Genomic DNA, 24,154 nt, shown 5'->3' with positions numbered 1-24,154 from the left:
CGTGGGCCGCATCCTCGCCGTCCGCCTCGACTCGGACGGGGACGTCCTGCTGACCGGCCCCGCGATCCGGGCACTGGCCCGGACCGGGAGCCCGGTGGACCTGCTGGCCTCGCCCTCCGGGGCGGCCGCGGCCCGGCTGCTGCCGGACGTGGAGCACGTCCTCGAGCACGCGGCGCCCTGGTCGGGCTTCCGGCCGCCGCCGGTGGACCCGGAGGCCACCCTCGGCCTCGTCGCGGAGCTCGCCGCCCGCGGCTACGACCTCGCCGTGATCTTCACGTCCTTCCACCAGAGCCCCCTGCCCATGGCGCTGCTCGCCCGCCTCGCCGGGATCCCCCGGGTGGTGGCCACCAGCGAGGACTACCCGGGGTCCCTGCTCGACGTCCGGCACCGCCGCGCCGACCCGCCCGGCGGCGGGCACGAGGTCGAGGCGGCCGTGGAGCTCGCCGTCGCCGCCGGCGCGCCGCCGGCCACGGGGGACGAGCTGCGCCTGGCCGTGCGCCGCCCGCTGCCCCCGCTGCCGCCGGAGCTCGCGGCCGCCGTCCCCGGCGGGGGACACGTGGTGCTGCACCCGGGCGCCTCCGTCCCCTCCCGCGGTCTGACCCCCGAGCACGCCGGGTCCCTGGCGGCCGGTCTCGCGGCCGCGGGGCACACCGTGGTCCTCACCGGCGGGCCGGGGGAGCGCGAGCTCACCGCGGCGACCCGGGCCGCGGCGCTGCGCGCGGTGCCCGGGGGCGCCGTGCTGGACCTCGCCGCCCGCACGGACCTGGCGGGCCTGGCCGCCGTGCTGGACGCCGCGGCCTGCGTCGTCGTCGGCAACACGGGCCCCGCCCACCTCGCCGCGGCCGTGGGCACCCCGGTCGTGTCCCTCTTCTCCCCGGTGGTCCCGCCCGAGCGGTGGGCCCCCTACGGGGTGCCGGTCGTGCTGCTCGGGGACCAGACCGCGGCCTGCCGCGGCTCCCGGGCCCGCGACTGCCCCGTCCCCGGGCACCCGTGCCTGTCGGAGGTCCCGCCCGCGGCCGTGCTCGCCGCCGTCGAGGACCTCGTGCGCCGCCCCGCGGGCGCCCCCGCCCCTGTTCCCGCACCGGAAGGAGGACCCCGATGCGCGTCCTGATCTGGCACGTCCACGGTTCGTGGACCACCTCGTTCGTCCACGGCCCCCACACCTGTCTGCTGCCCGTGGTCGAGGACCGCGGCCCCGACGGCCGGGGCCGGGCCCGCACCTGGGACTGGCCCGCCTCCGCCGTGGAGCTCGGCCCGGCGGAGCTGGCCGACGCCGACATCGACGTCGTGGTGCTCCAGCGCCCGCACGAGCTCGAGCTCCTCGAGCGCTGGACCGGGCGTCGGGCCGGGACCGACCTCCCGGCCGTCTACGTGGAGCACGACACCCCGCGCGGGCCCGCCGTGGCCACCCGCCACCCGCTGGCGGAGCGCTCCGACATCCCCGTGGTGCACGTGACGCACTTCAACCGGATGATGTGGGACAACGGGCAGGCGCCCACCGAGGTGGTGGAGCACGGCATCCTCGACCCCGGCCCGCTCTACACCGGGCGCACCGCGAGCCTCGCGGCCGTGGTCAACGAGCCCGTCCGGCGCGGGAGGATCGCGGGCACCGACCTGCTGACCGCCCTGGCGCGGGAGCTGCCGGTGGACGTGTACGGGATGGGCATGGACCAGTTGGCCGAGCACGCGCCCCACATGGCCGGGCGGTTGCACGAGAACTATCCTCAGGAGAAGCTGCACGGGGCCCTCGGCGAGCACCGGGCCTACTTCCACCCCTACCGGTGGACGAGCCTGGGGCTGGCGCTGCTCGAGGCCATGACCATCGGCATGCCGGTGCTCGGGCTCTCGACCACCGAGGCGCCGCGCGCGGTGCCGCCGGGGGCGGGGCTGCTCTCCAACGACCCGGAGGCCCTCGCCGCGCAGGCCCGGCACTGGCTGAACGACCCCGACGCGGCGGCCGCCGCGGGCACCGCCGCCCGCGAGCACGCCCTGAGACACTACGGTCTGGACCGCTTCCTCGCGGACTGGGACCGCATCCTGGAGAAGGTGACAGCATGAGAATCGCAATGGTGTCCGAGCACGCCAGCCCCCTGGCCGCACTCGGCGGGGTCGACGCCGGGGGGCAGAACGTCTACGTGGCCGCCCTCGCCACGGGCCTGGCCCGCCGCGGCCACGAGGTCGTCGTCTACACGCGGCGAGACGCCGTGCGGCTCCCCGACGTCGTGGAGCTCGCCCCCGGCGCGCGCGTGGTGCACGTCCCGGCCGGGCCCCCGAGCCCGCTGCCCAAGGACGACCTCGCCCCGTACATGGACGAGTTCGGCCGCTGGCTCGCTCGGGACTGGGCGCGCACCGGCGCCCCCGACCTCGTGCACGCGCACTTCTGGATGTCCGGGATCGCCGCCCGCCGGGCCGCCGAGGCCCTGCAGATCCCGGTGGTGCAGACCTTCCACGCCCTCGGCGCCGTCAAGCGCCGGCACCAGGGCGCGGCGGACACCAGCCCGGTCGGCCGGCTCGCGGCGGAGAACGAGATCATCGCCGCGGCGGACCTGGTCCTGGCGACCTGCCGGGACGAGCGCGCGGAGCTGCTCGCCCTGGGCGGGGACGACTCCCGGATCGACGTTGTGCCCTGCGGCGTGGACCTGGACGCCTTCGCCCCGGCCCCGCGGCCTCCAGGCCGGCGCCGGCCCCGGATCGTGGCCCTCGGCCGGCTGGTGGAGCGCAAGGGCGTCGACGTCGTCGTGCGGGCCCTGGCCGAGCTGCCCGAGGCGGAGCTCGTCGTGGCGGGCGGCCCGGACCGCGCCGACCTCGACCGCGACCCCGAGGCCCTGCGGCTGCGCGCCCTGGCCCGCGAGCTCGGCGTGGACGGCCGCCTGGAGCTGCTCGGCCGCGTGGACCACGACGACACCGCCGCCCTGCTGGCCACCGCGGACGTCGTGGCCTGCACCCCCTGGTACGAGCCCTTCGGCATGGTCCCGCTCGAGGCGATGGCCTGCGCCCGCCCCGTGGTCGGCACCGCCGTGGGCGGACTGCTCGACAGCGTGGAGGACGGCGTGACCGGCCTGCACGTGCCCCCGCGCGACGTCGCCGGCACCGCCGCGGCCCTGCGCGCCCTGCTGGAGGACCCCGAGCTGGCCGCCCGGATGGGCCGCGCCGGCCGCGATCGCGTCGAACGGCTCTTCGGCTGGGAGCGGGTCGCGGAGGAGACGGAGCGCTCCTACGCCCGGGTGCTCGAGCGCCACCGGCGCGAGCACCCGCCGTTGCGCGAGCAGACCGAGCTGTGGCTGGAGACGCATGCGCACGAGCTCGCCGTCGCGGCCCGCGAGGCCGCCCGGCACGCCGACGTGGTGGACCGCTGGGGCGCCCGCCTGGCCGGGCTGCTCACCGACGGCGGGCGCGTGCTCGCCGCCGGCAACGGCGGCAGCGCCGCGGAGGCCCAGCACTTCACCGCCGAACTGGTGGGCCGCTTCGTCGACGAGCGCCGCCCGCTGTCGGCCCTGTGCCTGTCCGCCGAGACCTCCAGCCTCACCGCGATCGTCAACGACTACGGCGCGGAGGAGGTCTTCGCCCGCCAGGTGGGCGCGCACGGGCGTCCCGGGGACGTCCTGGTCGTGCTCTCCACCAGCGGGCGCAGCCCCAACGTGCTGGCCGCCGCCGAGCGGGCGCGCGAGCAGGGGATGCACGTCTGGGCGCTCACCGGCCCGGGACCCAACCCGCTGACCGAGCGGGCGGACGAGTGCCTCACGGTGCCCGCCGCCAGCACCTCGGTGATCCAGGAGGTGCACCTGATGCTGCTGCACGCCGTGTGCGCGGCGGTCGACGCCCGGCTCGTCCCCACCGAGGAGGAGCCACCGCGCGGGGACGAGCGGACCGGCGAGCTCGCGGCGCGCGACGCCGTGCGGGCGGGGGTCGCATGAGCGCGGCACGCATCGTGGTGGTCGGCGACGCCCTGCTGGACCGGGACGTGGCCGGCACCTCGACCCGGCTCAGCCCCGACGCCCCGGTCCCGGTGGTGGACGTGGACGCCGTCTTCGCCAGCCCGGGCGGGGCCGGCCTGGCCGCCCTGCTGTGCGCGGAGCCCCCGGCGGTCGGGGCCGTCCCGGCCCGGGTGACGGTGACGCTGCTGGCGCCGGTGGCCGAGGACGACGCCGGCCGGCAGCTGGCCGACGCGCTCGGGGACGTCCGCCTGGAGCGGCTCGGCCACGAGGGCGGGACCCGCACCAAGACCCGCGTCCGCAGCGCGGGCCAGACCCTCGTGCGCGTGGACGAGGGCGGGCCCGGCACCCCGGTCGGCGTCACCACCGCGCAGGTCGCCGCCGTCCTGGCGGAGGCCGACGCCGTCCTGGTCTCCGACTACGGGGGAGGCACCACCACCGACCCCGCCGTGCGGGCGGCGCTCGAGGAGCACGCCCGCACCGGCGTGGTCGTGTGGGACCCGCACCCGCGCGGCGGCGCCCCGGTGCCGGGCTGCACCCTCGTCACCCCCAACGCCGCCGAGGCCGCGGCCGCCCTCGGCGCCCCGGGCACGCCCCGGGACCTCGCCGGCGGGCTGCGCCGGCACTGGGCCGCCTCCGCCGTGGCCGTTACGGCCGGGGCGGACGGCGCGTACCTGGCCACGGCCACCGGCGTGGAGCTGGTGCCGGCGGCGCCGGTGCAGAACACCGACCCCTGCGGCGCGGGGGACCGGTTCGCCTCCGCGGCGGCGCTGGCGCTGGGCGGCGGCGCCCACGTGACCGCGGCCGTGGAGACCGCCGTCGAGGCCGCGGGCCAGTGGGTCGCCGCCGGCGGCGCGGCCACCTACCGCACCCGCCGCGCCGCCGGGGTGCACGCCCGCCCGGCCCTGCACCCGGGCGCCGAGCGGCTGCCCCGGGAGGTGCAGGAGCTGCTGAGCGAGGTGCGCGGGCGCGGCGGGACCGTGGTCGCCACCGGCGGCTGCTTCGACGTGCTGCACGCCGGGCACATCGCCTCCCTGGACGCCGCGCGCCGCCTCGGCGACGCCCTCGTGGTGCTGCTGAACGCCGACGACTCCGTGCGCCGGCTCAAGGGACCGGGCCGGCCGGTGGTCGGCGAGGCCGACCGCGCCCGCGTGCTGGGCGCGCTGCGCAGCGTCGACGCGGTCGTGGTCTTCGACGAGGACGACCCCCGCGCCGCCCTGAACCTGCTCCGCCCCGACGTGTGGGTCAAGGGCGGGGACTACACCCCCGAGCAGCTGCCCGAGGCCGCCGACGTGCGCGGCTGGGGCGGGCGGGTCACCGTGCTGCCCTACCTCTCGGGGCGCTCCACCACGGCCATCCTGCAGAAGGCCGGCCGTGAGGGCTGAGCCGGCCACCGCGCAGGACCGTCCCGCACCGGAGCGGTGGACCGTGGATCCGGCCACGATCGGGTCCGGGGACGTGCTCGTGCTGCGGGCGCTGGGCCTCGGGGACACGCTGACCGCGGTGGCCCCGCTGCGCGGCGTGCGCCGGATGCTGCCCGGCCACCGGATCGTGCTCGCCGCCCCGGAGCCCCTGGGCTCGTGGATGGCCGAGCTGGGCGTCGTCGACGGAGTGCTGCCCCAGTCCGGGCTGGTCCCGCTGCCGCCGGTGCGCGGCGGGCACGTGGCCGTGAACCTGCACGGGCGCGGCCCGCGCAGCCACGAGCTGCTCCTGGCCTCCGGGCCCGAGCGGCTCGTCGGGTTCGCCGCCCCGGAGGCCAGGCATCCCGGCCCGGCCTGGCGGCGGGACGAGCACGAGGTGCACCGCTGGTGCCGCCTGCTGAGCGAGGCCGGCGGCCCCTGCGGGCCGGAGGACCTGCTCCTGCGCCCCCACCGCCCCGCGCCCGCCGGGGCCCCCGTGATCATCCACCCGGGCGCCGCCTCCGGCTCCCGCCGCTGGCCCGCCGCGCGCTGGCGGGAGGTCGCCCGGGCGCTCGTCGCCGACGGCCACCGGGTCGTCGTCACCGGCTCCCCGGCCGAGTCCGAGCTCGCCGCCGCCGTGGTGGACGGCGTGGACGGCGCCGAGGACCGCTGCGGCACCCTGAGCCTGGCCGGGCTGGCCGCGGCCGTCGGGGACAGCGCCGCGGTGCTGAGCACGGACACCGGCGTGGCGCACGTGGCCACCGCACTGGCCGTGCGCTCCGTGGTGCTGTTCGGCCCGACCCCGCCCGCGTGGTGGGGCCCCGCCGTGGACCCCGGGCTGCACACCGTCCTGTGGCACGGCGACCCGTCCGCGCCGGCCTGGGGCGACCCGCACGCGGCGGAGCTCGACGAGCGCCTCGCCGCCGTCACCCCGGACGAGGTCCTGGCCGCGGCCCGGACCCAGCTGGCCGCCGCCCGCCCCTGAGCCCGGCCGGCGCCGGCCCCACCACCCCTTGTCGATCCAGAGGAGCACCGTGAACCCCACGCCCGACGTGACCACCCGCCCGATCCGCCGCGCCGTCGTGACCGGCGGCGCCGGCTTCCTCGGCAGCCACCTGTGCACCGAGCTGCGCCGCCGGGAGGTCGAGGTGGTGTGCCTCGACAACTTCCTGACCGGCTCCGCGGGCAACATCGAGCACCTCGTGGGCGACCCCGGGTTCCGGCTCGTCCAGTGCGATGTCACCGACTACGTGCACGTGCCCGGCGACGTGGACCTGGTCCTGCACTTCGCCTCCCCGGCCTCCCCGATCGACTACCTCAAGCTGCCCATCCACACCCTCAAGGTCGGTTCCATCGGCACCCACCACGCCCTGGGCCTGGCCAAGGACAAGGGCGCGCGCTTCGTGCTCGCCTCCACCTCCGAGGTCTACGGCGACCCGCAGGTCCACCCCCAGCCCGAGAGCTACTGGGGCCACGTCAACCCGGTCGGCCCGCGCGGGGTGTACGACGAGGCCAAGCGCTTCGCCGAGGCCCTCACGGTGGCCTACCGCGCCGAGCACGGCGTGGACACCGGGATCGTGCGGATCTTCAACACCTTCGGCCCGCGCATGCGGCCCTTCGACGGCCGGGCCATCCCCACCTTCATCCGGCAGGCCCTCGCGGGGGAGCCGCTCACCGTGGCCGGCGACGGCGAGCAGACCCGCTCCGTCTGCTACGTCTCGGACTTGGTGCGGGGCATCCTCGCCCTGGCCCAGAGCGGGCACAGCGGGCCGATGAACATCGGCAACCCGCACGAGCTGTCCGTGCTGCAGATCGCCCGCGACGTCATCGCCGCCACCGGGTCCTCCTCGGCCGTGGAGTTCGTCGACCGCCCGGTCGACGACCCCAAGGTGCGCCGGCCCGACACCGCGCTGGCCACGGACGTGCTCGGCTGGGCGCCGGAGGTGCCCTGGAGCGAGGGCCTCGAGCGCACGGTCGAGTGGTTCCGGCAGAGCGCCGCCGCCCGCCCGGTCTCCGCCGCCCCGGGTCTCGGCTGAGCCGCGCCCGGACCGCTCCGACCCGGGTGCCGGGCACCGGGCGCCTCCCAGCGCGCCTGCGACCGGTGTCCGGCGTGCGCGCCCGGGGCGCGGAGCAGGGGCCGCCGGGGCGCCTACGGCCGGGCGCGCAGCTGGATCCGCCCGTTCTGGACGCGGGTCTCGTAGCTCGGCTGCGGAAAGCTCGCCGGCCCGCGCACGACCCCGCCGTCCGCCAGGCGGAAGACGCTGCCGTGCCAGGGGCACGTCACGCACCCCTCGGCGATGCCGCCCCGCTCCAGCGGGCCGCCCAAGTGGCTGCACACGCTGTCCAGGGCGTGGATGCGGTCCCCCTCGCGGACCAGCAGCACCGAGACCCGCCCGGCCGGCACCCGCCGGGGCTCGCCCTCGGCGAGCTCGGCCTCGGCGAGGACGTCCGTCCACTCGGCGGGGCCCCGGCGCCAGGCGGTGCGGTTCACGTTGACCCCCATCGCGAAGCTGAGGTGGCCGCCGAGGAAGCCGCCGCCCGAGAGCGCGCCCAGCCCCGCCAGCGCGAGCGCCTTGCCCGCCCCGCGGTGGCCGCGGCGGCGGGCCAGCAGCGAGGCCGCGTACAGGCCCAGGGCGGTGCTGTTGGCGGCGGCGTGCACCAGGCCCACCCGGCTCGCGGCGCCCTGGGTGTCGGACCAGTCGTGCAGGCCGGTCGCGGCGGTGGGGACGGCGGCCGCGAGCCCGGTGGCGATCAGCAGATCGGCGGCCGGCTCCGCGGCCGGGCCACCGGCGAGGTCCAGCAGCGTGGCCATGCTCCACGCGCCGATCGGCACGTCCGTGAGCGGCGGGTGCAGCGGATGGCCGACGGCGGCGCCGCCGAGCAGGTTGCGGACCGGGCGCGGGCGCACCGCGCGTCCCACCCCCGCGGCCAGGGGACGGGCCAGCGTGTCGAGGGCCTCCCAGTTCTCCAGCCGTCCCGTCAGATTCCTCAGCGCGCTCATGCCGGCCTCCCTCACAGGACCACGGTGCCCGCCCGCGGCGCCGGCCGGTGCCGGGCGTCGCACCCGGCGGGTGTGACCGGCCGGGCCCGGGCCGAACAGTCTCCCACCGTGGTGCTCCCGCTCACAAGACCGGACGGGTTCGTGTCGGCGCCCGCGCCCCGCGCGGGCGGGCGTCCCGGGGCCCCGGCCGGAGCGCGTCCCCGGGCGGTGCGGCCCCGCCCGGGGAGCGCCGCTCAGCTGACGTAGCGGCGGGCGGCGCTGCTGCGCTGGGAGTCCTCCAGTGCCAGGAAGCGCCGTTCCACCCGCTCGGGGAGGGGGCGCCGCTCGCGCAGCACCCACGGTGCCCCGCGCAGCGCGTCGAGCAGGGCCAGGGCCGTCACCCGGTCCCGCGGCGCGCCGCCGACGACGTCCCGGGTGCGGCGCAGCGCGGCCCGCAGCGGCCGGCGCAGCCAGATGAACCAGAGCGTGTTGCGCAGCCCGTGCCGGCGGCGCAGGTGCGGGTCCCGGACCGTGGAGGCCTGGTGGTGGACCACCACGTCGGGCAGGTGCACGAGCTCCCAGCCGGCGGTCGCGAGGTCCGCGGCCAGCAGCTCCTCCTCGCCGCCCAGCCACAGCCGCTCGCTGAAGCCGCCGACCTCCTGGAACGCCGTGCGGCGCACCACGGAGGCGCCGGCCAGGAAGCTGCCCAGCGCCGGGCCCGGCAGCCAGGCGGGGCCCTGCACGGGGGAGTGCAGCAGCTCCGCGTTGATCGCGTCCTCGCGGGCGCCGGGCTCCACCAGGATCCGGCCGGTGACCACACCCAGGCGCGGATGGGCCTCCAGGGCGTCGGCGGCCCGGCGCAGGGACCCCGGCTCCCACCAGGTGTCGTCGTCGCAGAAGGCCACGTACGGGGTCCGCACCCGCTCCATGGCCACGTTGCGGCCCACCGCCCCGAGGTTCACCGGGCTCGCCACCAGCTCCGCCCACGGGTGCTGCTCGCGGATCGCCTCCGCGGTCCCATCCTGCGAGCCGTTGTCGACCACCACCACGTGCGGGCGCTCGGGCAGCTCGTGCAGCCGCGCCAGCGCCAGCAGCGCCTCGTCCCGGCGGTTGTAGGTGATCATCACCACCGCCACGCGCTCGTCGGGGCCGGCGCCGGTCGCGGGGGTGGGGGCGGTCTCGGTCACGGGCTGTCCTCCGGTGCAGTGGAATCGGTGGTGGCGGGATCGGTGGTGGTCGGGTCGGTGGTGGTGGGGTCGGTGGTGTCCTGGTCGGTCACGGTCCGCCCGGTGCCGGCGGGTCCGGGGGCCGGGGCGTGCAGCAGCGCGAGCGCGGCCTCCGTGGTGGGGGAGACGCGGCGGCGGGCCCGCAGGGCGGCCGGGGCCCGGCGCAGGGCCCCGAGCGCGCCGCGGCGCCCCGTGCGCCCGGCGCGCAGGGCGTCCCGCAGCTCCCGGCCCACGGCGCGCCAGGGCCGGCGCATCAGCGCGGTGAGCAGGCGGCTGCGCACGAGCTCGGTCCGGCGGCGGTCGCTGGTCTCCCGGTGCGGGGAGGGGTGGTGGTGGGCCCGGATCTCCGGGACGTAGGCCAGCCGCCAGCCGGCGTCGAAGAGGTCCAGGGCCACCCGCTCCTCCTCGCCGGGGAAGCGCACGACGTCGTCGAAGCCGCCGACCTCCAGGAACGCCGAGCGGCGCACGATCGCCCCGCAGCCCACGAAGCCGAGCAGCGCGGGGCCCGGGCACCCCGGGGGGATGCCCAGCGGGGACGCCGCCAGCACGGCGTTGAGCGGATCGGGACGCTCCTCGGGTCCCACGGCGATCGACCCGGCGAGCAGGCCGAGCCGGGGATGGGCGTCGAACACGGCGGCCGCGCGGGCGAGGGCGCCCGGGGCCCACCAGGAGTCGTCGTCGGCGAAGGCCACGTAGGGGGTGCGGGCCAGGCGCACGCCCACGGTCCGGGCCACCGCGCCGACGTTGCGCGGCAGAGGGACGACCCGCACGTGCGGGTGCGCCGCGCGCACCGCCTCGACCGAGCCGTCCGTGGAGGCGTTGTCGACGACGATCACGGGCCCCTCGTGCCGTCCCAGGTGCTCGACGAGCTCCTCCCGCCGGTTGCGGGTGGCCACGACCACGGTGACGCGGTGCTGGGGGTCCGGGGCGTCCATCGGTTCCTCTCCGCTCGGGCCCGCCGCGCCCGGCGGCCGGGGCGGCGTCGCGTCCGCGTCGGGCGGGCGCGCCATCCCATCGTAGGGGTACGTCCTGCCGGGTCCTGCGGCACGGCGCGTGACAGAATCGGAAGCACGCTCGGCAGCCCGGTTACCACTGCGAAATACGGCGCGTCCATACTGCGGGTACAGACCGCCACGATCCCGAAAGGCGTGTGATCGCCCGACATGCCCGACCTGCCCGACCTGTTCGACCACTACGCCGCCGACATGTCCGGCGCGGCGGCCTACGACGAGATGTTCACCGAGGATCAGCGGGCGCGGCCCGGCTACGAGCGGGTCGGCGGCGTGCTGGGCGAGCTGTCCCTCAGCGACGTCAACACTCGGGCCGATTCGATGGCCCGGTCCTTCCTCGACCGCGGCGTGACCTTCGACTTCGCCGGGGAGGAGCGGCCCTTCCCCCTGGACATCGTTCCGCGCGTGCTCACCGCCGAGGAGTGGGACGTCATCGAGCGGGGCGTGAAGCAGCGGGTCCGGGCGCTGGAGTGCTTCCTCGACGACGTCTACGGGGAGCAGCGGGTGGTGGCCGACGGGATCGTGCCGCGGGCGCTGATCACCTCCTCCGCGCACTTCCACCGCGCGGTGTGGGGCTTCCGGCCGCCGGGCGGGGTGCGGATCCACGTGGCCGGCATCGACGTGGTCCGCGACCAGCAGGGTGTGTTCCGGGTGCTCGAGGACAACGTGCGCGTGCCCTCCGGGGTCTCCTACGTGATCGAGAACCGGCGGGCCATGGCCAAGGGCCTGCCCGAGGCCTTCATGTCCCAACCCATCCGCGCCGTGGAGGCCTATCCCCGGCACCTCTACCGGGCGCTGCGGGCCACCGCCCCCGAGGCGGCCGAGGACCCGGTGGTCGTGGTGCTCACCCCAGGCGTGTTCAACTCCGCCTACTTCGAGCACACCCTGCTGGCCGGGCTGATGGGCGTGGAGCTCGTGGAGGGTCGCGACCTCGTGGTGCGCGGGGACAAGGTCTACATGCGCACCACCGACGGCGAGCAGCGCGTGGACGTGATCTACAAGCGCATCGACGACGACTTCGTGGACCCCCTGCACTTCCGCTCCGACTCCGCGCTGGGCTGCTCCGGGCTGGTCAACGCGGCCCGGGCCGGCAACGTGACGATCGCCAACGCCATCGGCAACGGCGTGGCCGACGACAAGCTGACCTACTCCTACGTGCCCGAGCTCATCCGCTACTACCTCGGCGAGGAACCGGTGCTGCCCAACGTGGACACCTACCGGCTGGAGGAGGACGAGGCCCGCGCCTACGTCCTGGACCACCTGGACGAGCTCGTGGTCAAGCCCGTGGACGGCTCCGGCGGCAAGGGCCTGGTGATCGGCCCCCAGGCCACCGCGGCCGAGCTCGAGGAGCTGCGGGCCAAGGTGCTCGCCGACCCGCGCGGGTGGATCGCCCAGCCCGTGCTGCAGCTGTCCACCGTGCCGACGTTCGCGGACGGGGAGTTCAGCCCCCGCCACGTGGATCTGAGACCCTTCGCGGTCAACAGCGGCGAGGACGTGTACGTGCTGCCCGGCGGGCTGACCCGCGTGGCGATGCAGAAGGGGTCGCTGATCGTGAACTCCTCCCAGGGCGGCGGATCGAAGGACACCTGGGTGCTGGGCCAGCCCCAGACCCAGGACCTCGACCCCGGCCAGGCGCCGCCGCCGGACGTGGATGCCTCGGTGCACACCTGGCCGGTGTCCGCCTCCTGGCAGGACGAGGCGGACAGCGGCCAGCAGCAGCAGCAGCAGCAGGGGCGGGCCGCCGCTCCCACGACCCGCACCGGAGAGGAACCCGCATGCTGAGCCGGATCGCCGAGTCCCTGTTCTGGATCGGCCGCTACGTCGAGCGCGCCGACGGCGTCGCCCGGATCCTGGACGTCCACCTCGAGCGCATCACCCAGCTGCCCGTGGGCGAGCAGGAGGCCGAGGTGCGGCGCATCATGGCGGTCATGGGCGTGGAACCCGCCGACGGGGACTACAGCGTCCGGTCGATGATCCACGAGCTCGCCTGGAACAAGGACTGCCTCACCTCGATCTCGGGCTCCCTGCACGCGGCCCGGGAGAACGCCCGCCGCGCCCGGGAGACCGTCTCCTCGGCCATGTGGGAGTCGCTGAACTCCACCCACTACGGCCTGGGCCAGCACCGCCGGGACGTGGTCGGCACCTTCCGCGTCTGCCACTGGACCGTGGAGCGGATGGCGACCGTGCGCGGGCAGGTGCAGATGACCATGTCCCACGACGAGTCGTGGATGTTCCTGTCCCTCGGCGCCGCGATCGAACGGGCGGACATGACGTCCCGGCTGCTGTGGACCCGCTCCACCTCCGCCTCGGGCATGTCCTGGGTGTCGATCCTGCACTGCGCCGGGGCCTACGAGGCGTTCCTGCGCACCCGCTACGGGACGTTCAGCGACGAGTCGGCCACGCAGTTCCTGCTGCTGGACCGGCTCTTCCCGCGCTCCATCCTGCACGCCCTCACCACGGCGGAGGAGATCCTCGTGAACCTGGAGCCGGGCATCCAGCGGGTCGGGTTCAAGGACGACGCCCGGCGGATCATCGGCGAGGCGCGCACGGCCCTGGAGTTCCACCACGCGGAGGACCTCATCGCGGTGCTGCCCGAGCACCTGAACAACGTCCAGGCCGCGTGCGCGAGGGCGTCGGAGTCCGTGGGCGCCAAGTACTTCTCGCACGCCCTCGAGGCGTCCTGGTTCGGAGGCATGCTGTGACCCGGCTCAAGATCGACCACGTCACCCGCTACGACTACAACGACAGCGTCTCGAAGTCCTACAACGAGGCCCGGATGACGCCCATCACCGACGACGAGCAGATCGTCCTGGAGGCGGAGCTGACGCTGAGCCCGGGCATCGCCACGGTCAGCAACTACCGGGACTACTGGGGCACCCGGGTGGCCGCCTTCGACATCCAGGGCCGGCACCGCCACCTGGAGATCCGCTCCTCCGCCACCGTCGAGGTCAACCGCCGCCCCGGGGACGAGGCCGCCGACGGACTCAGCTGGGAGGAGCTGGCGGTGCCCGAGGTGCTGGACGCGGTCTCCGACCACGTCCCGCAGACGCCCCTGACCCGGATCGGGCCCGAGCTGGAGAAGGTCGCCGAGCAGATCCGCGCGGAGGCCCCGGACCCGGCCGCGGCGGCCGCGGCGGTCTTCGCCGGGATCGCCACGCACATGAAGTACGTCCCGGGCGTCACCGGGGTGCAGACCGACGCGGAGGCCGCCTGGCGGGAGGCGAAGGGCGTCTGCCAGGACCTCGCGCACGTGGCCATCGGGATGATGCGGCACATCGGGATCCCCGCCCGCTACGTCTCGGGCTATCTGCACCCGGACTACGAGGCCGGCATCGGCCGGACCGTGCCGGGGGAGTCCCACGCCTGGATCGAGTGGTGGAACGACCGCTGGTACGCCTACGACCCGACCAACCACACGCGGCTGACCGACTTCCACGTCACGGTCGCCCGCGGCCGCGACTACACCGACGTCACCCCGCTCAAGGGCATGGTCACCGGCGGGGGCGGGACCTCCGGGCTCGACGTCACGGTCGAGGTCACCCAGACCGCCTGAGCACGACGCAGCCGCCGACCCCGAGGGGGCGGGCGGCTGCGTCGTCGTCGGCGCTACTGCTCGAAGCGGAAGTTCTTCGGGGCGACCGTCAGCCCGGACGGCGTGACCGTCAGGCCCCGCGAGCGGTCCAGGTCGTGGTCCACGCCCACCTGCACGCCCGGGGGCACCACGACGTTCTTGTCGAGGATGCACCGGTCGACCACCGCGCCCTCGCCCACCTGGACGTTGGGCAGCAGGACCGACTGGTTGACCGTGGCGTCGTTGTGGACCAGCACCTTGGGGGAGAGCACCGACTCGGAGACCCGGCCGCCGGTGACCAGCACCCCGGCGGAGAGGATCGAGTCGGTGGTCAGACCGCCCTCCCCGTGCGGGCCGCGCACGAGCTTGGCCGGCGGGGCCTGCAGTTCGTGCGTGTAGATCGGCCACGCGTAGTTGTAGAGGTTGAAGACCGGCAGCGGGCGGATCAGGTCCATGTGCGAGTCGTAGTAGGAGTCCAGGGTGCCGACGTCGCGCCAGTACTGGCGGTCCCGGTCCGTGGAGCCGGGCACGTCGTTGTGCGTGAAGTCGTAGACGGCGGCCTCACCGCGGTCCGCGAACCACGGCATGATGTCCCCGCCCATGTCGTGCTTGGTGTCCTCCTTGACCTCGTCCGCCCGCAGCGCCTCGACGAGGGCGTCGGTGTCGAAGACGTAGTTGCCCATCGAGGCCAGGAACGCGTTGGGGTCGTCCGGCAGGGGCGCGGTGGTCTCCGGCTTCTCCACGAAGCGGGTGATCTTCGTGACGTCCTGCGGGTCGGTCTCGATCACCCCGAAGGAGGTGACCATCTCCATGGGCTGGCGCACGCCGGCCACCGTGGCCCGGGCGCCCGACCTGACGTGGAACTCGACCATCGCCGAGAAGTCCATCCGGTACACGTGGTCGGCGCCGACGACCACCACGATGTCCGGGCGGGCGTCGTCGACGAGGTTCAGCGACTGGAAGATCGCGTTGGCCGAGCCCAGGAACCAGTCCTTGCCGCGGCGCTGCTGCGCGGGCACGGTGGCCACGTAGTTGCCCAGCTGGGTGGACAGCCGCCAGGTCTGGGAGACGTGCTGGTCCAGGGAGTGGGACTTGTACTGGGTGAGCACCACGACCTGCAGGTAGCCCGAGTTCACGATGTTGGACAGGGCGAAGTCGATGAGCCGGTAGCTGCCCCCGAAGGGCACCGCGGGCTTGGCGCGGTCCTCGGTCAGCGGCATGAGGCGTTTGCCCTCGCCTCCGGCCAGGACGATGGCGAGTACCTTCTTACGGTGGGGCATTGAGGACCTCTCTGACTTCGACGGCAACGGGCGCAACCTCTCCGCCTCGCGGTGCGGAACCACTCGACAGGCGCCTTCATTGTGTCTTAACACACGGGATGCCGTGCGATCCCGGCCACAGCCGTGCCGATGTGTCATCAGAACTGGGGATGTCGGCCCCGCGCGGCGGCGTGCCCGTGGCAACGCCGCGATCCTGCAGTACGCTCGGGATCGTGCGAGTCGATATCTTGTCCAAGGAGTTCCCGCCCGAGATCTACGGCGGCGCCGGAGTCCACGTGTCCGAGCTCTCGCGGGTCCTGGCCCCGCTGGTCGACCTGAGGGTGCGGTGCTTCGGTGCGCCGCGCGAGCCGCGGGTCAACGGCGTCGAGGTCCAGGCCTATCCGGTGCCCGCGGACCTCAGCGGCGCCAACGCCGCGATCCAGACCCTCGGGGTGGACCTCGCCATGATCGACGACATCGCCGGCGCGGACCTGGTCCACTCGCACACCTGGTACGCGAACATGGCCGGGCACCTGGCGTCGCTGATGTACGGGATCCCGCACGTGCTCTCCGCGCACTCGCTCGAGCCCCTCCGCCCCTGGAAGGCCGAGCAGCTCGGGGGCGGCTACGCCGTGTCCTCGTTCGTGGAGAAGACCGCCTACGAGGCCGCCGCCGCGATCATCGCCGTCTCCGACGGCATGCGCAACGACATCCTGCGCTCCTACCCCGAGGTCGACCCCGACCGCGTGCGGACCGTGCACAACGGCATCGACGTCAGCCAGTGGGTCCCGGACGAGGACACCGACGTCCTCGAGTCCTACGGCATCGACCCCGCCAAGCCCTCCGTGGCCTTCGTGGGCCGGGTGACCCGGCAGAAGGGCGTGCCCTTCCTGCTGCGTGCCGCCGCCCAGCTGCCCGACGACGTCCAGCTCGTGCTGTGCGCCGGCGCGGCCGACACCCCGGAGCTCGGGGCGGAGGTCAACGCGCTGATCGACGAGCTCAAGGCCACCCGCTCCGGCGTGGTGCTCATCGAGAAGATGCTGCCGCGCCGCGAGATCGTCCAGATCCTCTCCGGGGCCACGGCCTTCGCCTGCCCCTCGGTCTACGAGCCGCTGGGCATCGTCAACCTCGAGGCCATGGCCTGCGGCACCGCCGTGGTCGCCTCGGCCACGGGCGGCATTCCCGAGGTCGTCGTCGAGGGCGAGACCGGCCGGCTCGTGCCGCTCGAGCAGGTCCAGGACGGCACCGGCACGCCCCTGGACCCGGACAAGTTCGTCGCCGACTTCGCCGCCGCGCTCACCGACGTGGTCACCGACCCGGCGCGGGCCCGCGAGATGGGGGCGGCCGGCCGGCGCCGTGCCGAGCAGCACTTCTCCTGGGAGTCCATCGCCGAGCGGACCGTGGAGGTCTACCGCTCCGTGCTGTGAGCCGCGCCGGCGGCGTCGGCGCCGCCGGCCCCGATGTGAACTGCGGGCCGGCATGTGGTAAATTATCTCCTGTTGCGTTCAGGAAAGAACGGCCGGAAACGGCACGACGTTCCTCCTGGATCCACTCGCGCGGGTGGCGGAATAGGCAGACGCGCTAGCTTGAGGTGCTAGTCCTCGTATTAGAGGGTGGGGGTTCAAGTCCCCCCTCGCGCACAGGAACCGGCCCGGTCAGGCCGGAGACGACAGCCCCGTCGTCGACAGGAGCAGGAATCCTGTCGACGACGGGGCTTTTGTCGTCGCCGTGGCAGGCACCGCTCAGCGTGCACGCACGGGCCGACCGTCCGCGTGCCATTCACCGCTTCGCTGAGGCTGGTGATCAGTCGATCGACCCGTACCACCGGACGCTGCCGACCCTGGCCGCGGTGCGCGGCCAGCCCCCGCAGGTCACCCCTGCGTTGCTGATCGACGACCCGGCCCCGGTCCTGGTGTACGGACCGGAGAGGTCGATGGAGTGACTCACCCGCCCCCACCGTGCACGGGTCTGGCGTTCACGGGGGGTTCTCCGACCTCGTGGACGGTATGGCCGCTGCACGCCGTCCTGGTGACGCTGGCCCGCTCGATGCGCGTCACGGTGAACCATCGCATGGCGCTGCGCAGCCGGCACCACCCGACCAGGTACCACTGGCCGTTCGTGGAGGCGAACAGCACGGGTTCGACGTCGCGGGTGGTCGTGGTCCCATCTCTCGAGGTGTAGCGAATGCGGAGGACTCGCTGCTCGGCCATCGCCTCCTCCAACGCCGACCTGATGGTGCGCGAAGAGGACGGAATCGCGTTGACCCAGACCCGGCCGGCCAGCTCGTCGGCTCGTGCGCGGGTTCTGGGATCGAGGACGTCCAGGATCTTGTGGATCCCGGCCGCTGCCAGATCGGCGTAGGGAGCATCGGGTGCAGCCGACACGGCCGCCATGAGCGCCACGGCCTGCGCCGGGGACAGGCTGACGGGTGGCAGGGACGCGCCGGCAGCCAATCCATAGCCCCCGCCCGGACCTGGGCGCGACCATACGGGCGCGCCGCTGTTCTCGAGCGCCGCGAGGTCTCTCTTGACGGTGCGCACGGACACGCCGAACTCCCTCGCCAGCCGTTCGGCGGAGCAGGCCCGTGATCCGTTGCGGCGCAGCATCTCGGACAGGGCATGAAGTCGTTCCGCCCGCTTCACCGTTCAGCTCGTCGCGAGTTCATGACACAAATAGTGACACACACCTGCCCGCAGCACCGAGGACGGTGGAGTCATGACCACCACCACGAGCAGGCCGACCATCGTTCTCGTCCCCGGCCACTGGCTGGGCGCCTGGGCCTGGGACGAAGTCCTCGAACACCTCACCACCGACCACTGCCGTGCAGTCGCGATGACGCTGCCCGGTCTCGACAAGAACGATCCCGAGCGTGCCGACAGGACTCTCGACGATCAAGTGGCAGCGGTCCTGGACCTCATCGCTCGACTCGGAGCCTCCGAGGACGGGCCCGTGACACTCGTCGCTCACAGCGGGGCCAACGCCCCCGTCAGCCTCGTCCTCGACCGGCGCCCCGACCTGGTCCACCGGGTGGTGTGGGTCGACTCCGGCCCTGCGGCAACGGGAAGCGCCTTCGCCCCGGACCTCCCGGAGGGGGTGGAGGAGCTTCCGCTGCCGGCCTTCCACGCCCTCGCGCAGCAGGCGAGCCTCGAAGGCCTGAGCCCCGAGGTCCTCGAGCGTTTTCGCGCCCGGGCCGTTCCCGAACCCGGTCCCGTGCTCCGCCGGCCCGTCGAGCTCACCAACGACGCCCGCCACCAGGTCCCCACCACCCTGGTGTGCTGCTCGATCCCGAGCGCGCAGGTCATGGAGCTGGCCCGAGGAGGCCATCCCGTGTTCGCCGACGTCGCGAACATCGAGCACCTCGACGTCATCGACCTTCCGACGGGGCACTGGCCCATGTGGAGCCGTCCCCGCGACCTCGCCGAGGCCATCCAGTCGGAGGTCGCGCGGACCAGCTGAGCTGCACGGACGACCTGAAGGGGTCGGCCGCCGACAAGGCCAGAAGAACGGCGCCACGACACCCGGCAAACCGCGCCATCGGCACAGCGACCCAGTCCGGGCTACGCCTGCGTCCACACCGTCATCGAGGATTATGTCCGCGTCGCCCACGCCGAGATCCACGCCGTAATCCACGATGACGACACCGCCCAGACAGCTACAGCGGTGCTCGTTCGTGCTGCCGAGAGTTTCCACCGCACCCTGGCCGACGGCCGGGCCTATGCCCGCTGCTGCACCTCCGAGGCTGAGCGTCGTGGGGAGCGGATGGCGGCGCGGTGCCGCCCCGGCATAGCATCCGCACACACAGCATGACCGGCAGCACGGTCGCCGCCGGCGCCGCACGAGCAGAAGAAGGGCCCTCGATGAGCACTCCTCGCGTCACCCCGCGCCCGAAGCCGACCACCCGGCTGAGCAGGACGGGGGAGACCCTGCTGACCCACGCCCTCCGCGCCTGGCCCGGGATCCGCCGGGAGGTGCTGCCGGCGCTGGTCATCTTCTGGGTCAACCTCATCGCCTGCGGCCTGGCGTTCGCCGCCCTGGAATCCGACGACGACTGGTTCCTGGGCCTGTACTGGTCGGCGGTCACCGGCTCCACCACCGGCTACGGCGACGTGCTGCCGCAGAGCACGGCCGCGACCGTGCTGACGATCTACGCGATCGCCTCCTCCTGGCTGCTGAACCTCATCGTGGCCACGCTGCTGATCAAGAACGTCATCCCCGAACCCCACCTGTTCACCGACGCCGAGCAGCGCCACGGCCAGGCCCACGACGCCGTGCAGACCGCCCACGCCCGCTACCAGACCGCCATGCTCGAAGACCTCTACCGGCACCGGCTGGACGCCGACCCGCACATCGGCTCCGCCTACCGCGACCTGCAGGACGCCGAGGAGCGGCTGCACGAAGCCGAAGCGGCCCTGCGCCACGAGCAGCACGAGCGCGGTGAGGCTCCGGCGCCCAGCGCAGACTGACCGGGCACAGGGGTTCGTCTCACACCCGTCCCCGACCTGCGCCGGTGCGTCCAGCTGCGATGGGTCGCGGCAGGGTGTTCGACGTCCGACGAAAGCCGTGCACATGGGGGTTCGTCAGCGCCCGAGTCGGTGTCCTCGTCGGACGATCAGGGGAAGAATCCGAGGAGCACCCGGCCCACCACCCAGCCGTCGGCCGGTGACTACGCCGGCGCGGCGATCACGCTGCAGCGGGGTCACACCGCGGTCCGGGAGAACCCGGGCGACTGTCCGGCGGCGGCGGTGCACAACGCCCGGGGCATGCTCGCCAAGGAGACCGGCCACCATCAGCTCGGCGGCCTCGACCCATGCGGCCGGCGGAGAGCAACTTGTCCCGGAAGTCGTCCACGGCCGGTGATCCTGCGCCGCGGAACATCGCGTCAGGGCAGCCAGTCGAAGGTGGAGACGTCGGGGATCTCCGTGTCCGGAGCCAGGACCTGAAGATCTCGGCCGGCGGCGAAGGTCCTCGTGGTTGCTGGACTCATCCGGGGCGCACCACCCCTCGTGCGTGCGGGGTCGCCTCGTACGGAGAATCACAGCGCGGGACGCGGGACGTTGGGCAGGCCATCAGCGGCAGTAGCGCTCCTCCAGCTCCCGGTCCACGCCGCGGGCGCGGGCGCTCTGCGCCAGGGCGTGGATCACCGGCCCGGCCACCCGGGAGATCCCGGGCAGGCGCATGTCGGTGAGCTCCATGATCCACGCCGCCACCAGCGGGTCGCGCGGCACCCCCTGGGAGGTAGACCGCCCGCTGCCGGCCAACCCGTAGAGGATCGGCAATCCCTTCTCGAACCCCTCGCTGGCCGGAGTGATCTCCGCCAGGACCCGCACCGTGGACGACCCCTGGTTCATCCACCGGTGCACGGTGTTCACCGGCACCGTCGCCTCCTCCCCGGGCAGCACGACATGGGGTTGCCTGGCGACCTCGACGGTCAGGGCGCCCTCGAGGACCTCGAAGTGCTCGGAGGAGTGCAGATGGTAGTGCCGGGGCACGCCGGCCCCGGGCTCGGCCACGAGGTGGACGAGGGTGTACTCCCCACCGGTCTCGGCGCTGGTGCGCAGGAAGGTGACCGCGTCGTTCTGGAACGTGTTCCGGTGGGTGGTGCGCGTCGCGAGCAGCTCGTCGATCTCCACCTGGGTCAGTCGCATGGTGATCCCCGTTCGTGCGCATCCGGTGGTCCCCACGGTACGCCGACCCAAGAACGCCGGGAGGACGCGCCTGCAGGTTACGCCGCAGACAGCAGACGGCCCGCCCCGTGGTGCGCGAAACGGGATGTCGGGCGAGCGCTCGCCGGTCTCAGGCGGCCAGGGCGGAGGTGTGCACGGCGTCCTCGACGCGAGCGCAGAGGTCGGCCAGTCCGCCGTCGTCGACGATCAGGCGGTCGGTCCTGTCCGCGGCTGCTCCGGCGCTCCGGTTGCCCCGGCTGCGGAGGCGTGAGCGTCGGTGTTGGCGCCGAGCCTGGGGCGGTCGATGCCGATGACGAGTCCGTCGGCTGCGAGCTGTCACGGGACGGCGGACGATCACGGTTCCGTCGCTCTTGACCTCCTCCCGTTGCTTCTGCGAACGCTCGGCCCTCACCCTGAGTGCATGTGCACATCACCGGGCCCGAGGCGTGAAGCCGACGGGTCACCACAACGGTGTAACGGCGCAACGGGAGGCTGACATGGGTGGACGAGGACGAGCGGTTCGGGGAGCCGCGGCAGTGACGGCGGCCTTGGCACTGACCGGGCCGGCGCCCGCCCACGCCGTCGGGAACGGCGCGGTCACCGAGGGGAACCAGCCCTACAAGGTGGAGACCTGCTACGACGACATGCTGGGCAACAAGCTGTGCACCACGATGGAAGGCCGGGCCCTGCAGGTCGTGCTGCCGAACGGGCGGCAGCTGAACCGGGACAAGGGCACGCACCTCTCCGAGGGCTACACCTGGGACGGGCTGTACTACCGGGAGGCCGGCTCCCACCACTCGTTCACGGTCTATGAGCAGTACACCTCGCCCTGGGAGTGGGACGACCAGGTGACCCGGGTCGACGCGACGACCACGCTGAGCTTCGAGAACGGGGACGTCTGCGTGATCTCCCAGACCTTCGTGCAGGTCGACGGGTGGGCGCGCAACGGCAGCTCCGAGGTCGTCTGCACCTGAGCTGGGCGCGGCACCGGGCGTGCCACCGGTCGGTCCCACCTCACGCCGACCCCGTCCCGCGTAGCGTTCCGATCCCGTGCCGGACACCGAGACGATCGACACCCGCACCAAGTGGCGCAACGCCCGCCGCGCCGACGACGCCGGCACGACCCCATGGCGCCTCCCCGCGACGTCGCCCGCGCCCAACCTCCCTCCCCATCGACGTCGCCACCGCACCTCGACACCCGTCACACCTCGCCTGCCGAGGCCGATCCGCGCGCCCTGACGGTCGCAGGCGGGGGAGCACTCCGTGCTCGAACACCGGGGCGCAACACCTGCCCTACCGGGCACCGGGTCTACCCTCGGCCGGTGCGCTCGGCGATCATGAGGCATGACCGATCGTGCCGATGAGCAGACACCGCAGGACCCCAAGACCCTGCCGCTGGGACTCCAGCTCGCCGTCGGCCTCACAGCCAGCGTGGTGGTCTTCGCAGCACTCGACCCTGTGCCGGGCGGGCCGTGGAACCTGTGGGGTGGACTCATCCACATCGGCGGCTCAGTCGTCCACCTGCGGCTGGTGCACCAGTCGGTCACCCTCCGGCTGGAAGAGCGCCCCGTGCGCTGAGGCGGACGAGCCGGCACCACCACAAGGGAGAACAACGAGATGAGACCACTTCGATACTCGATCAACGTCACGCTCGACGGCTGCTGCCACCACGAGGCAGGGCTCCCCCCGGACGAGGAGTCGATGCGCTACTGGACCGCCGAGATGGAGCGAGCCGATGCACTGCTGTTCGGCCGGGTGACCTACGAGATGATGGAGTCGGCGTGGCGGAAACCGGCCACGGGCAGGTGGCCTGACTGGATGGACGAGTGGGAGATCCCGTTCGCCGAGGCCATCGACCAGGTGAAGAAGCACGTCGTGTCGAGCACGCTGAGCGGGGTCGACTGGAATGCGGAGCTGGTGCGCGGCGACCTGAGGCAAGCGGTTCAGCGGCTCAAGCAGGAGCCGGGCGAGGGCCTGTGGGTGGGTGGGGTGACGCTCCCGACGGCGTTGGCGGATCTGGGACTGATCGACGAGTACGAGTTCCTGGTGCAGCCGGTCCTTGCCGGGCACGGGCCGACATTGCTCGCCGGTCTGCGCGAGCGCATCCAGCTCGAGCTCGTGGACCGCCATGAGTTCCGGTCGGGGGCGGTCGTCCTGCGATACCGGCCCATGGAAGTTGCCGCTTGACGTGATCGGTCCAGGACCGTTGACCGCTCCCTCGCGACGGGACGACGGCTCAGGGCCTCGTTGCCCCGCGCCGGCCGTGCCGCAGATGCGCGGACATGTCGACGAGGGGCATCGCCTCGAGGTCGCGGCCGCGGACGGCGCAACCGCGAGGAGCCCCCCGATCGGACCCCGGAGGACGTGGAGCACCTTCCGGTGACCGGCACCGTGCGCATGCTCCAGGGGCGGCACTACGCCTTCGACGAGGGACCGAACTTCCGTGAGCTCACCGTGCGGCCCGGCAGCGAAGTGGTGTGGAGCTGGGGGCGGTCCCCGGCGCCGGCACCCAGCTGCCGAGGTGCCCCACCGAGCGCCGGCTGCTGATCTGTCGGGTGCGGCTGGAGGTTCCCGACGACGAGCAGCTGCCGGCCTACATCTCTGGCGGGTGGGCGCGGGTCCGGCGGTAGGGGCCGGTCACGACTCGGTTCGGGCGCGCGCAGTGCGGATGTTCAGGTGCTCCCCGACCGCGTCCGTGCTCAGCGATGCCGCCACGGCCAGAGCCGCCATCCACCGTCGAGGGTGAGCAGCGCCGAGGCGGGTGATACTCCGCTCGAGCGCTGCATCGATGCACAGTGAAGCCGCCTGGAGCCCGCACGTCGCCGCACCGATGAGCACGGGCCCCGCCACGCGCACCGCGACCGGATGACGCTGGGGAAGTGGGTAGGCGTCGTCGGTGGGAACCTCCGTCACGGACTCGACACGGGAGGCGACGGCGGCCTGCCTGTCGACGATCTCGGACAGCAGCACCGCGCTGAAGGCTGCGGCCAGGACGCCGGGCACCACGACGTAGGCGCGCCGCACTCCGGTGGACCAACCGTCCGGAGAGATGAGCGTCAGGGCGCCGGCGGTGGTGGCACCGATCGACGAGAGCAGGAGCTTGTTCATGGCGC

General features: G+C 74.0%; 23 protein-coding genes, 1 tRNA gene and 1 pseudogene. 17 read left to right on the top strand and 8 right to left on the bottom strand.

Annotation, left to right across the window (positions count from 1 at the left end; genetic code table 11):
• Position 1 precedes the first annotated feature (1 nt).
• The 6 genes from GMA12_RS12090 to GMA12_RS12065 are packed head-to-tail and all read left to right on the top strand — an operon-like array spanning position 2 to position 7,368.
• Positions 2-1,111, top strand: coding sequence for a glycosyltransferase family 9 protein (locus GMA12_RS12090; protein WP_162459779.1), 1,110 nt, complete (start codon positions 2-4; stop codon positions 1,109-1,111).
• Positions 1,099-2,058, top strand: a complete 960-nt coding sequence (locus GMA12_RS12085; protein ID WP_156269754.1) for a glycosyltransferase — start codon at positions 1,099-1,101, stop codon at positions 2,056-2,058. The genes GMA12_RS12090 and GMA12_RS12085 overlap by 13 nt, the downstream gene beginning before the upstream one ends.
• On the top strand, positions 2,055-3,914 hold the full coding sequence (locus GMA12_RS18980) for a glycosyltransferase (protein ID WP_156269753.1): 1,860 nt from the start codon (positions 2,055-2,057) through the stop codon (positions 3,912-3,914). The genes GMA12_RS12085 and GMA12_RS18980 overlap by 4 nt, the downstream gene beginning before the upstream one ends.
• Positions 3,911-5,317 carry a PfkB family carbohydrate kinase gene (locus GMA12_RS12075; RefSeq protein WP_156269752.1) on the top strand — a complete coding sequence of 469 codons (1,407 nt, stop codon included), beginning with the start codon at positions 3,911-3,913 and terminating at the stop codon, positions 5,315-5,317. The genes GMA12_RS18980 and GMA12_RS12075 overlap by 4 nt, the downstream gene beginning before the upstream one ends.
• A complete protein-coding gene (locus GMA12_RS12070; protein WP_370831399.1) occupies positions 5,307-6,317 on the top strand; it encodes a glycosyltransferase family 9 protein in 1,011 nt (336 codons plus the stop codon). The genes GMA12_RS12075 and GMA12_RS12070 overlap by 11 nt, the downstream gene beginning before the upstream one ends.
• A 49-nt stretch (positions 6,318-6,366) precedes the next feature.
• Complete coding sequence (locus tag GMA12_RS12065; RefSeq protein ID WP_162459778.1) at positions 6,367-7,368, top strand: UDP-glucuronic acid decarboxylase family protein; 1,002 nt, start codon at positions 6,367-6,369, stop codon at positions 7,366-7,368.
• A gap of 113 nt (positions 7,369-7,481) precedes the next feature.
• Here GMA12_RS12065 and GMA12_RS12060 read toward each other — a convergent pair whose 3' ends face one another.
• The 3 genes from GMA12_RS12060 to GMA12_RS12050 form a co-directional block, all read right to left on the bottom strand.
• Positions 7,482-8,333 (bottom strand): Rieske (2Fe-2S) protein, encoded by an 852-nt coding sequence (locus tag GMA12_RS12060; RefSeq protein ID WP_156269750.1) that lies wholly within the window; start codon positions 8,331-8,333, stop codon positions 7,482-7,484.
• 233 nt (positions 8,334-8,566) lie between these two features.
• Complete coding sequence (locus tag GMA12_RS12055) at positions 8,567-9,499, bottom strand: glycosyltransferase family 2 protein (protein WP_162459777.1); 933 nt, start codon at positions 9,497-9,499, stop codon at positions 8,567-8,569.
• Positions 9,496-10,473, bottom strand: coding sequence for a glycosyltransferase family 2 protein (locus GMA12_RS12050; protein WP_156269749.1), 978 nt, complete (start codon positions 10,471-10,473; stop codon positions 9,496-9,498). The genes GMA12_RS12055 and GMA12_RS12050 overlap by 4 nt, the downstream gene beginning before the upstream one ends.
• A 237-nt stretch (positions 10,474-10,710) precedes the next feature.
• Here GMA12_RS12050 and GMA12_RS12045 point away from each other — a divergent pair, with 237 nt between their 5' ends.
• The 3 genes from GMA12_RS12045 to GMA12_RS12035 are packed head-to-tail and all read left to right on the top strand — an operon-like array spanning position 10,711 to position 14,101.
• A complete protein-coding gene (locus GMA12_RS12045) occupies positions 10,711-12,330 on the top strand; it encodes a circularly permuted type 2 ATP-grasp protein (RefSeq protein WP_156269804.1) in 1,620 nt (539 codons plus the stop codon).
• A complete protein-coding gene (locus tag GMA12_RS12040; RefSeq protein ID WP_156269748.1) occupies positions 12,324-13,250 on the top strand; it encodes an alpha-E domain-containing protein in 927 nt (308 codons plus the stop codon). Before GMA12_RS12045 ends, GMA12_RS12040 begins: the two co-directional genes overlap by 7 nt.
• On the top strand, positions 13,247-14,101 hold the full coding sequence (locus GMA12_RS12035; protein ID WP_162459776.1) for a transglutaminase family protein: 855 nt from the start codon (positions 13,247-13,249) through the stop codon (positions 14,099-14,101). Before GMA12_RS12040 ends, GMA12_RS12035 begins: the two co-directional genes overlap by 4 nt.
• 53 nt (positions 14,102-14,154) lie before the next feature.
• Here the strand turns inward: GMA12_RS12035 and glgC are convergent, their stop codons facing one another.
• Positions 14,155-15,399 (bottom strand): glucose-1-phosphate adenylyltransferase, encoded by a 1,245-nt coding sequence (gene glgC / locus GMA12_RS12030; protein ID WP_156269747.1) that lies wholly within the window; start codon positions 15,397-15,399, stop codon positions 14,155-14,157.
• 212 nt (positions 15,400-15,611) lie between these two features.
• Between glgC and glgA the strand changes: the two genes are divergently transcribed.
• Both glgA and GMA12_RS12020 read left to right on the top strand, forming a co-directional pair.
• Positions 15,612-16,805 (top strand): glycogen synthase, encoded by a 1,194-nt coding sequence (gene glgA, locus GMA12_RS12025; protein ID WP_162459775.1) that lies wholly within the window; start codon positions 15,612-15,614, stop codon positions 16,803-16,805.
• Between the two features lie 127 nt (positions 16,806-16,932).
• Positions 16,933-17,018 (top strand) — tRNA-Leu (locus GMA12_RS12020).
• A 163-nt stretch (positions 17,019-17,181) separates the two neighbouring features.
• Here GMA12_RS12020 and GMA12_RS18295 read toward each other — a convergent pair.
• Both GMA12_RS18295 and GMA12_RS12010 read right to left on the bottom strand, forming a co-directional pair.
• Complete coding sequence (locus GMA12_RS18295; protein ID WP_162459774.1) at positions 17,182-17,325, bottom strand: hypothetical protein; 144 nt, start codon at positions 17,323-17,325, stop codon at positions 17,182-17,184.
• Complete coding sequence (locus GMA12_RS12010; RefSeq protein WP_162459773.1) at positions 17,322-18,020, bottom strand: helix-turn-helix transcriptional regulator; 699 nt, start codon at positions 18,018-18,020, stop codon at positions 17,322-17,324. The genes GMA12_RS18295 and GMA12_RS12010 overlap by 4 nt, the downstream gene beginning before the upstream one ends.
• Before the next feature lie 73 nt (positions 18,021-18,093).
• On the opposite strand from GMA12_RS12010, the gene GMA12_RS12005 reads away from it, so the two are divergent.
• From GMA12_RS12005 to GMA12_RS12000, 3 genes and pseudogenes are all read left to right on the top strand, one after another.
• Positions 18,094-18,834, top strand: coding sequence for an alpha/beta fold hydrolase (locus GMA12_RS12005; RefSeq protein WP_156269744.1), 741 nt, complete (start codon positions 18,094-18,096; stop codon positions 18,832-18,834).
• Between the two features lie 22 nt (positions 18,835-18,856).
• A pseudogene (locus GMA12_RS18975) lies at positions 18,857-19,134 on the top strand (IS481 family transposase); the annotation flags it as partial.
• Between the two features lie 47 nt (positions 19,135-19,181).
• Positions 19,182-19,841: a potassium channel family protein gene (locus GMA12_RS12000; RefSeq protein ID WP_156269743.1), complete on the top strand. Its 660-nt coding sequence runs from the start codon at positions 19,182-19,184 to the stop codon at positions 19,839-19,841.
• Between the two features lie 603 nt (positions 19,842-20,444).
• On the opposite strand, the gene GMA12_RS11995 is transcribed toward GMA12_RS12000, so the two are convergent.
• Positions 20,445-21,023 carry a cupin domain-containing protein gene (locus tag GMA12_RS11995; RefSeq protein ID WP_156269742.1) on the bottom strand — a complete coding sequence of 193 codons (579 nt, stop codon included), beginning with the start codon at positions 21,021-21,023 and terminating at the stop codon, positions 20,445-20,447.
• 566 nt (positions 21,024-21,589) lie between these two features.
• Between GMA12_RS11995 and GMA12_RS11990 the strand changes: the two genes are divergently transcribed.
• From GMA12_RS11990 to GMA12_RS11980, 3 genes are all read left to right on the top strand, one after another.
• Complete coding sequence (locus GMA12_RS11990; RefSeq protein WP_156269741.1) at positions 21,590-22,015, top strand: hypothetical protein; 426 nt, start codon at positions 21,590-21,592, stop codon at positions 22,013-22,015.
• Between the two features lie 370 nt (positions 22,016-22,385).
• Positions 22,386-22,619 (top strand): hypothetical protein, encoded by a 234-nt coding sequence (locus GMA12_RS11985; RefSeq protein ID WP_156269740.1) that lies wholly within the window; start codon positions 22,386-22,388, stop codon positions 22,617-22,619.
• Between the two features lie 39 nt (positions 22,620-22,658).
• Positions 22,659-23,228: a dihydrofolate reductase family protein gene (locus GMA12_RS11980; protein ID WP_156269739.1), complete on the top strand. Its 570-nt coding sequence runs from the start codon at positions 22,659-22,661 to the stop codon at positions 23,226-23,228.
• Positions 23,229-23,678: 450 nt separating this feature from the next.
• Here GMA12_RS11980 and GMA12_RS11975 read toward each other — a convergent pair whose 3' ends face one another.
• The gene (locus GMA12_RS11975) at positions 23,679-24,149 is read right to left on the bottom strand and encodes a hypothetical protein (protein ID WP_156269738.1); all 471 of its coding nucleotides are present in this window, start codon (positions 24,147-24,149) and stop codon (positions 23,679-23,681) included.
• Between the last annotated feature and the right edge of the window lie 5 nt (positions 24,150-24,154).

This window comes from Kocuria sediminis (assembly GCF_009735315.1).
GTDB classification, from domain to species: Bacteria; Actinomycetota; Actinomycetes; order Actinomycetales; family Micrococcaceae; genus Kocuria; species Kocuria turfanensis.
The sequence above is the reverse complement of the archived record's forward strand: the minus strand, read 5'-3'. Positions and strand labels throughout refer to the sequence as shown.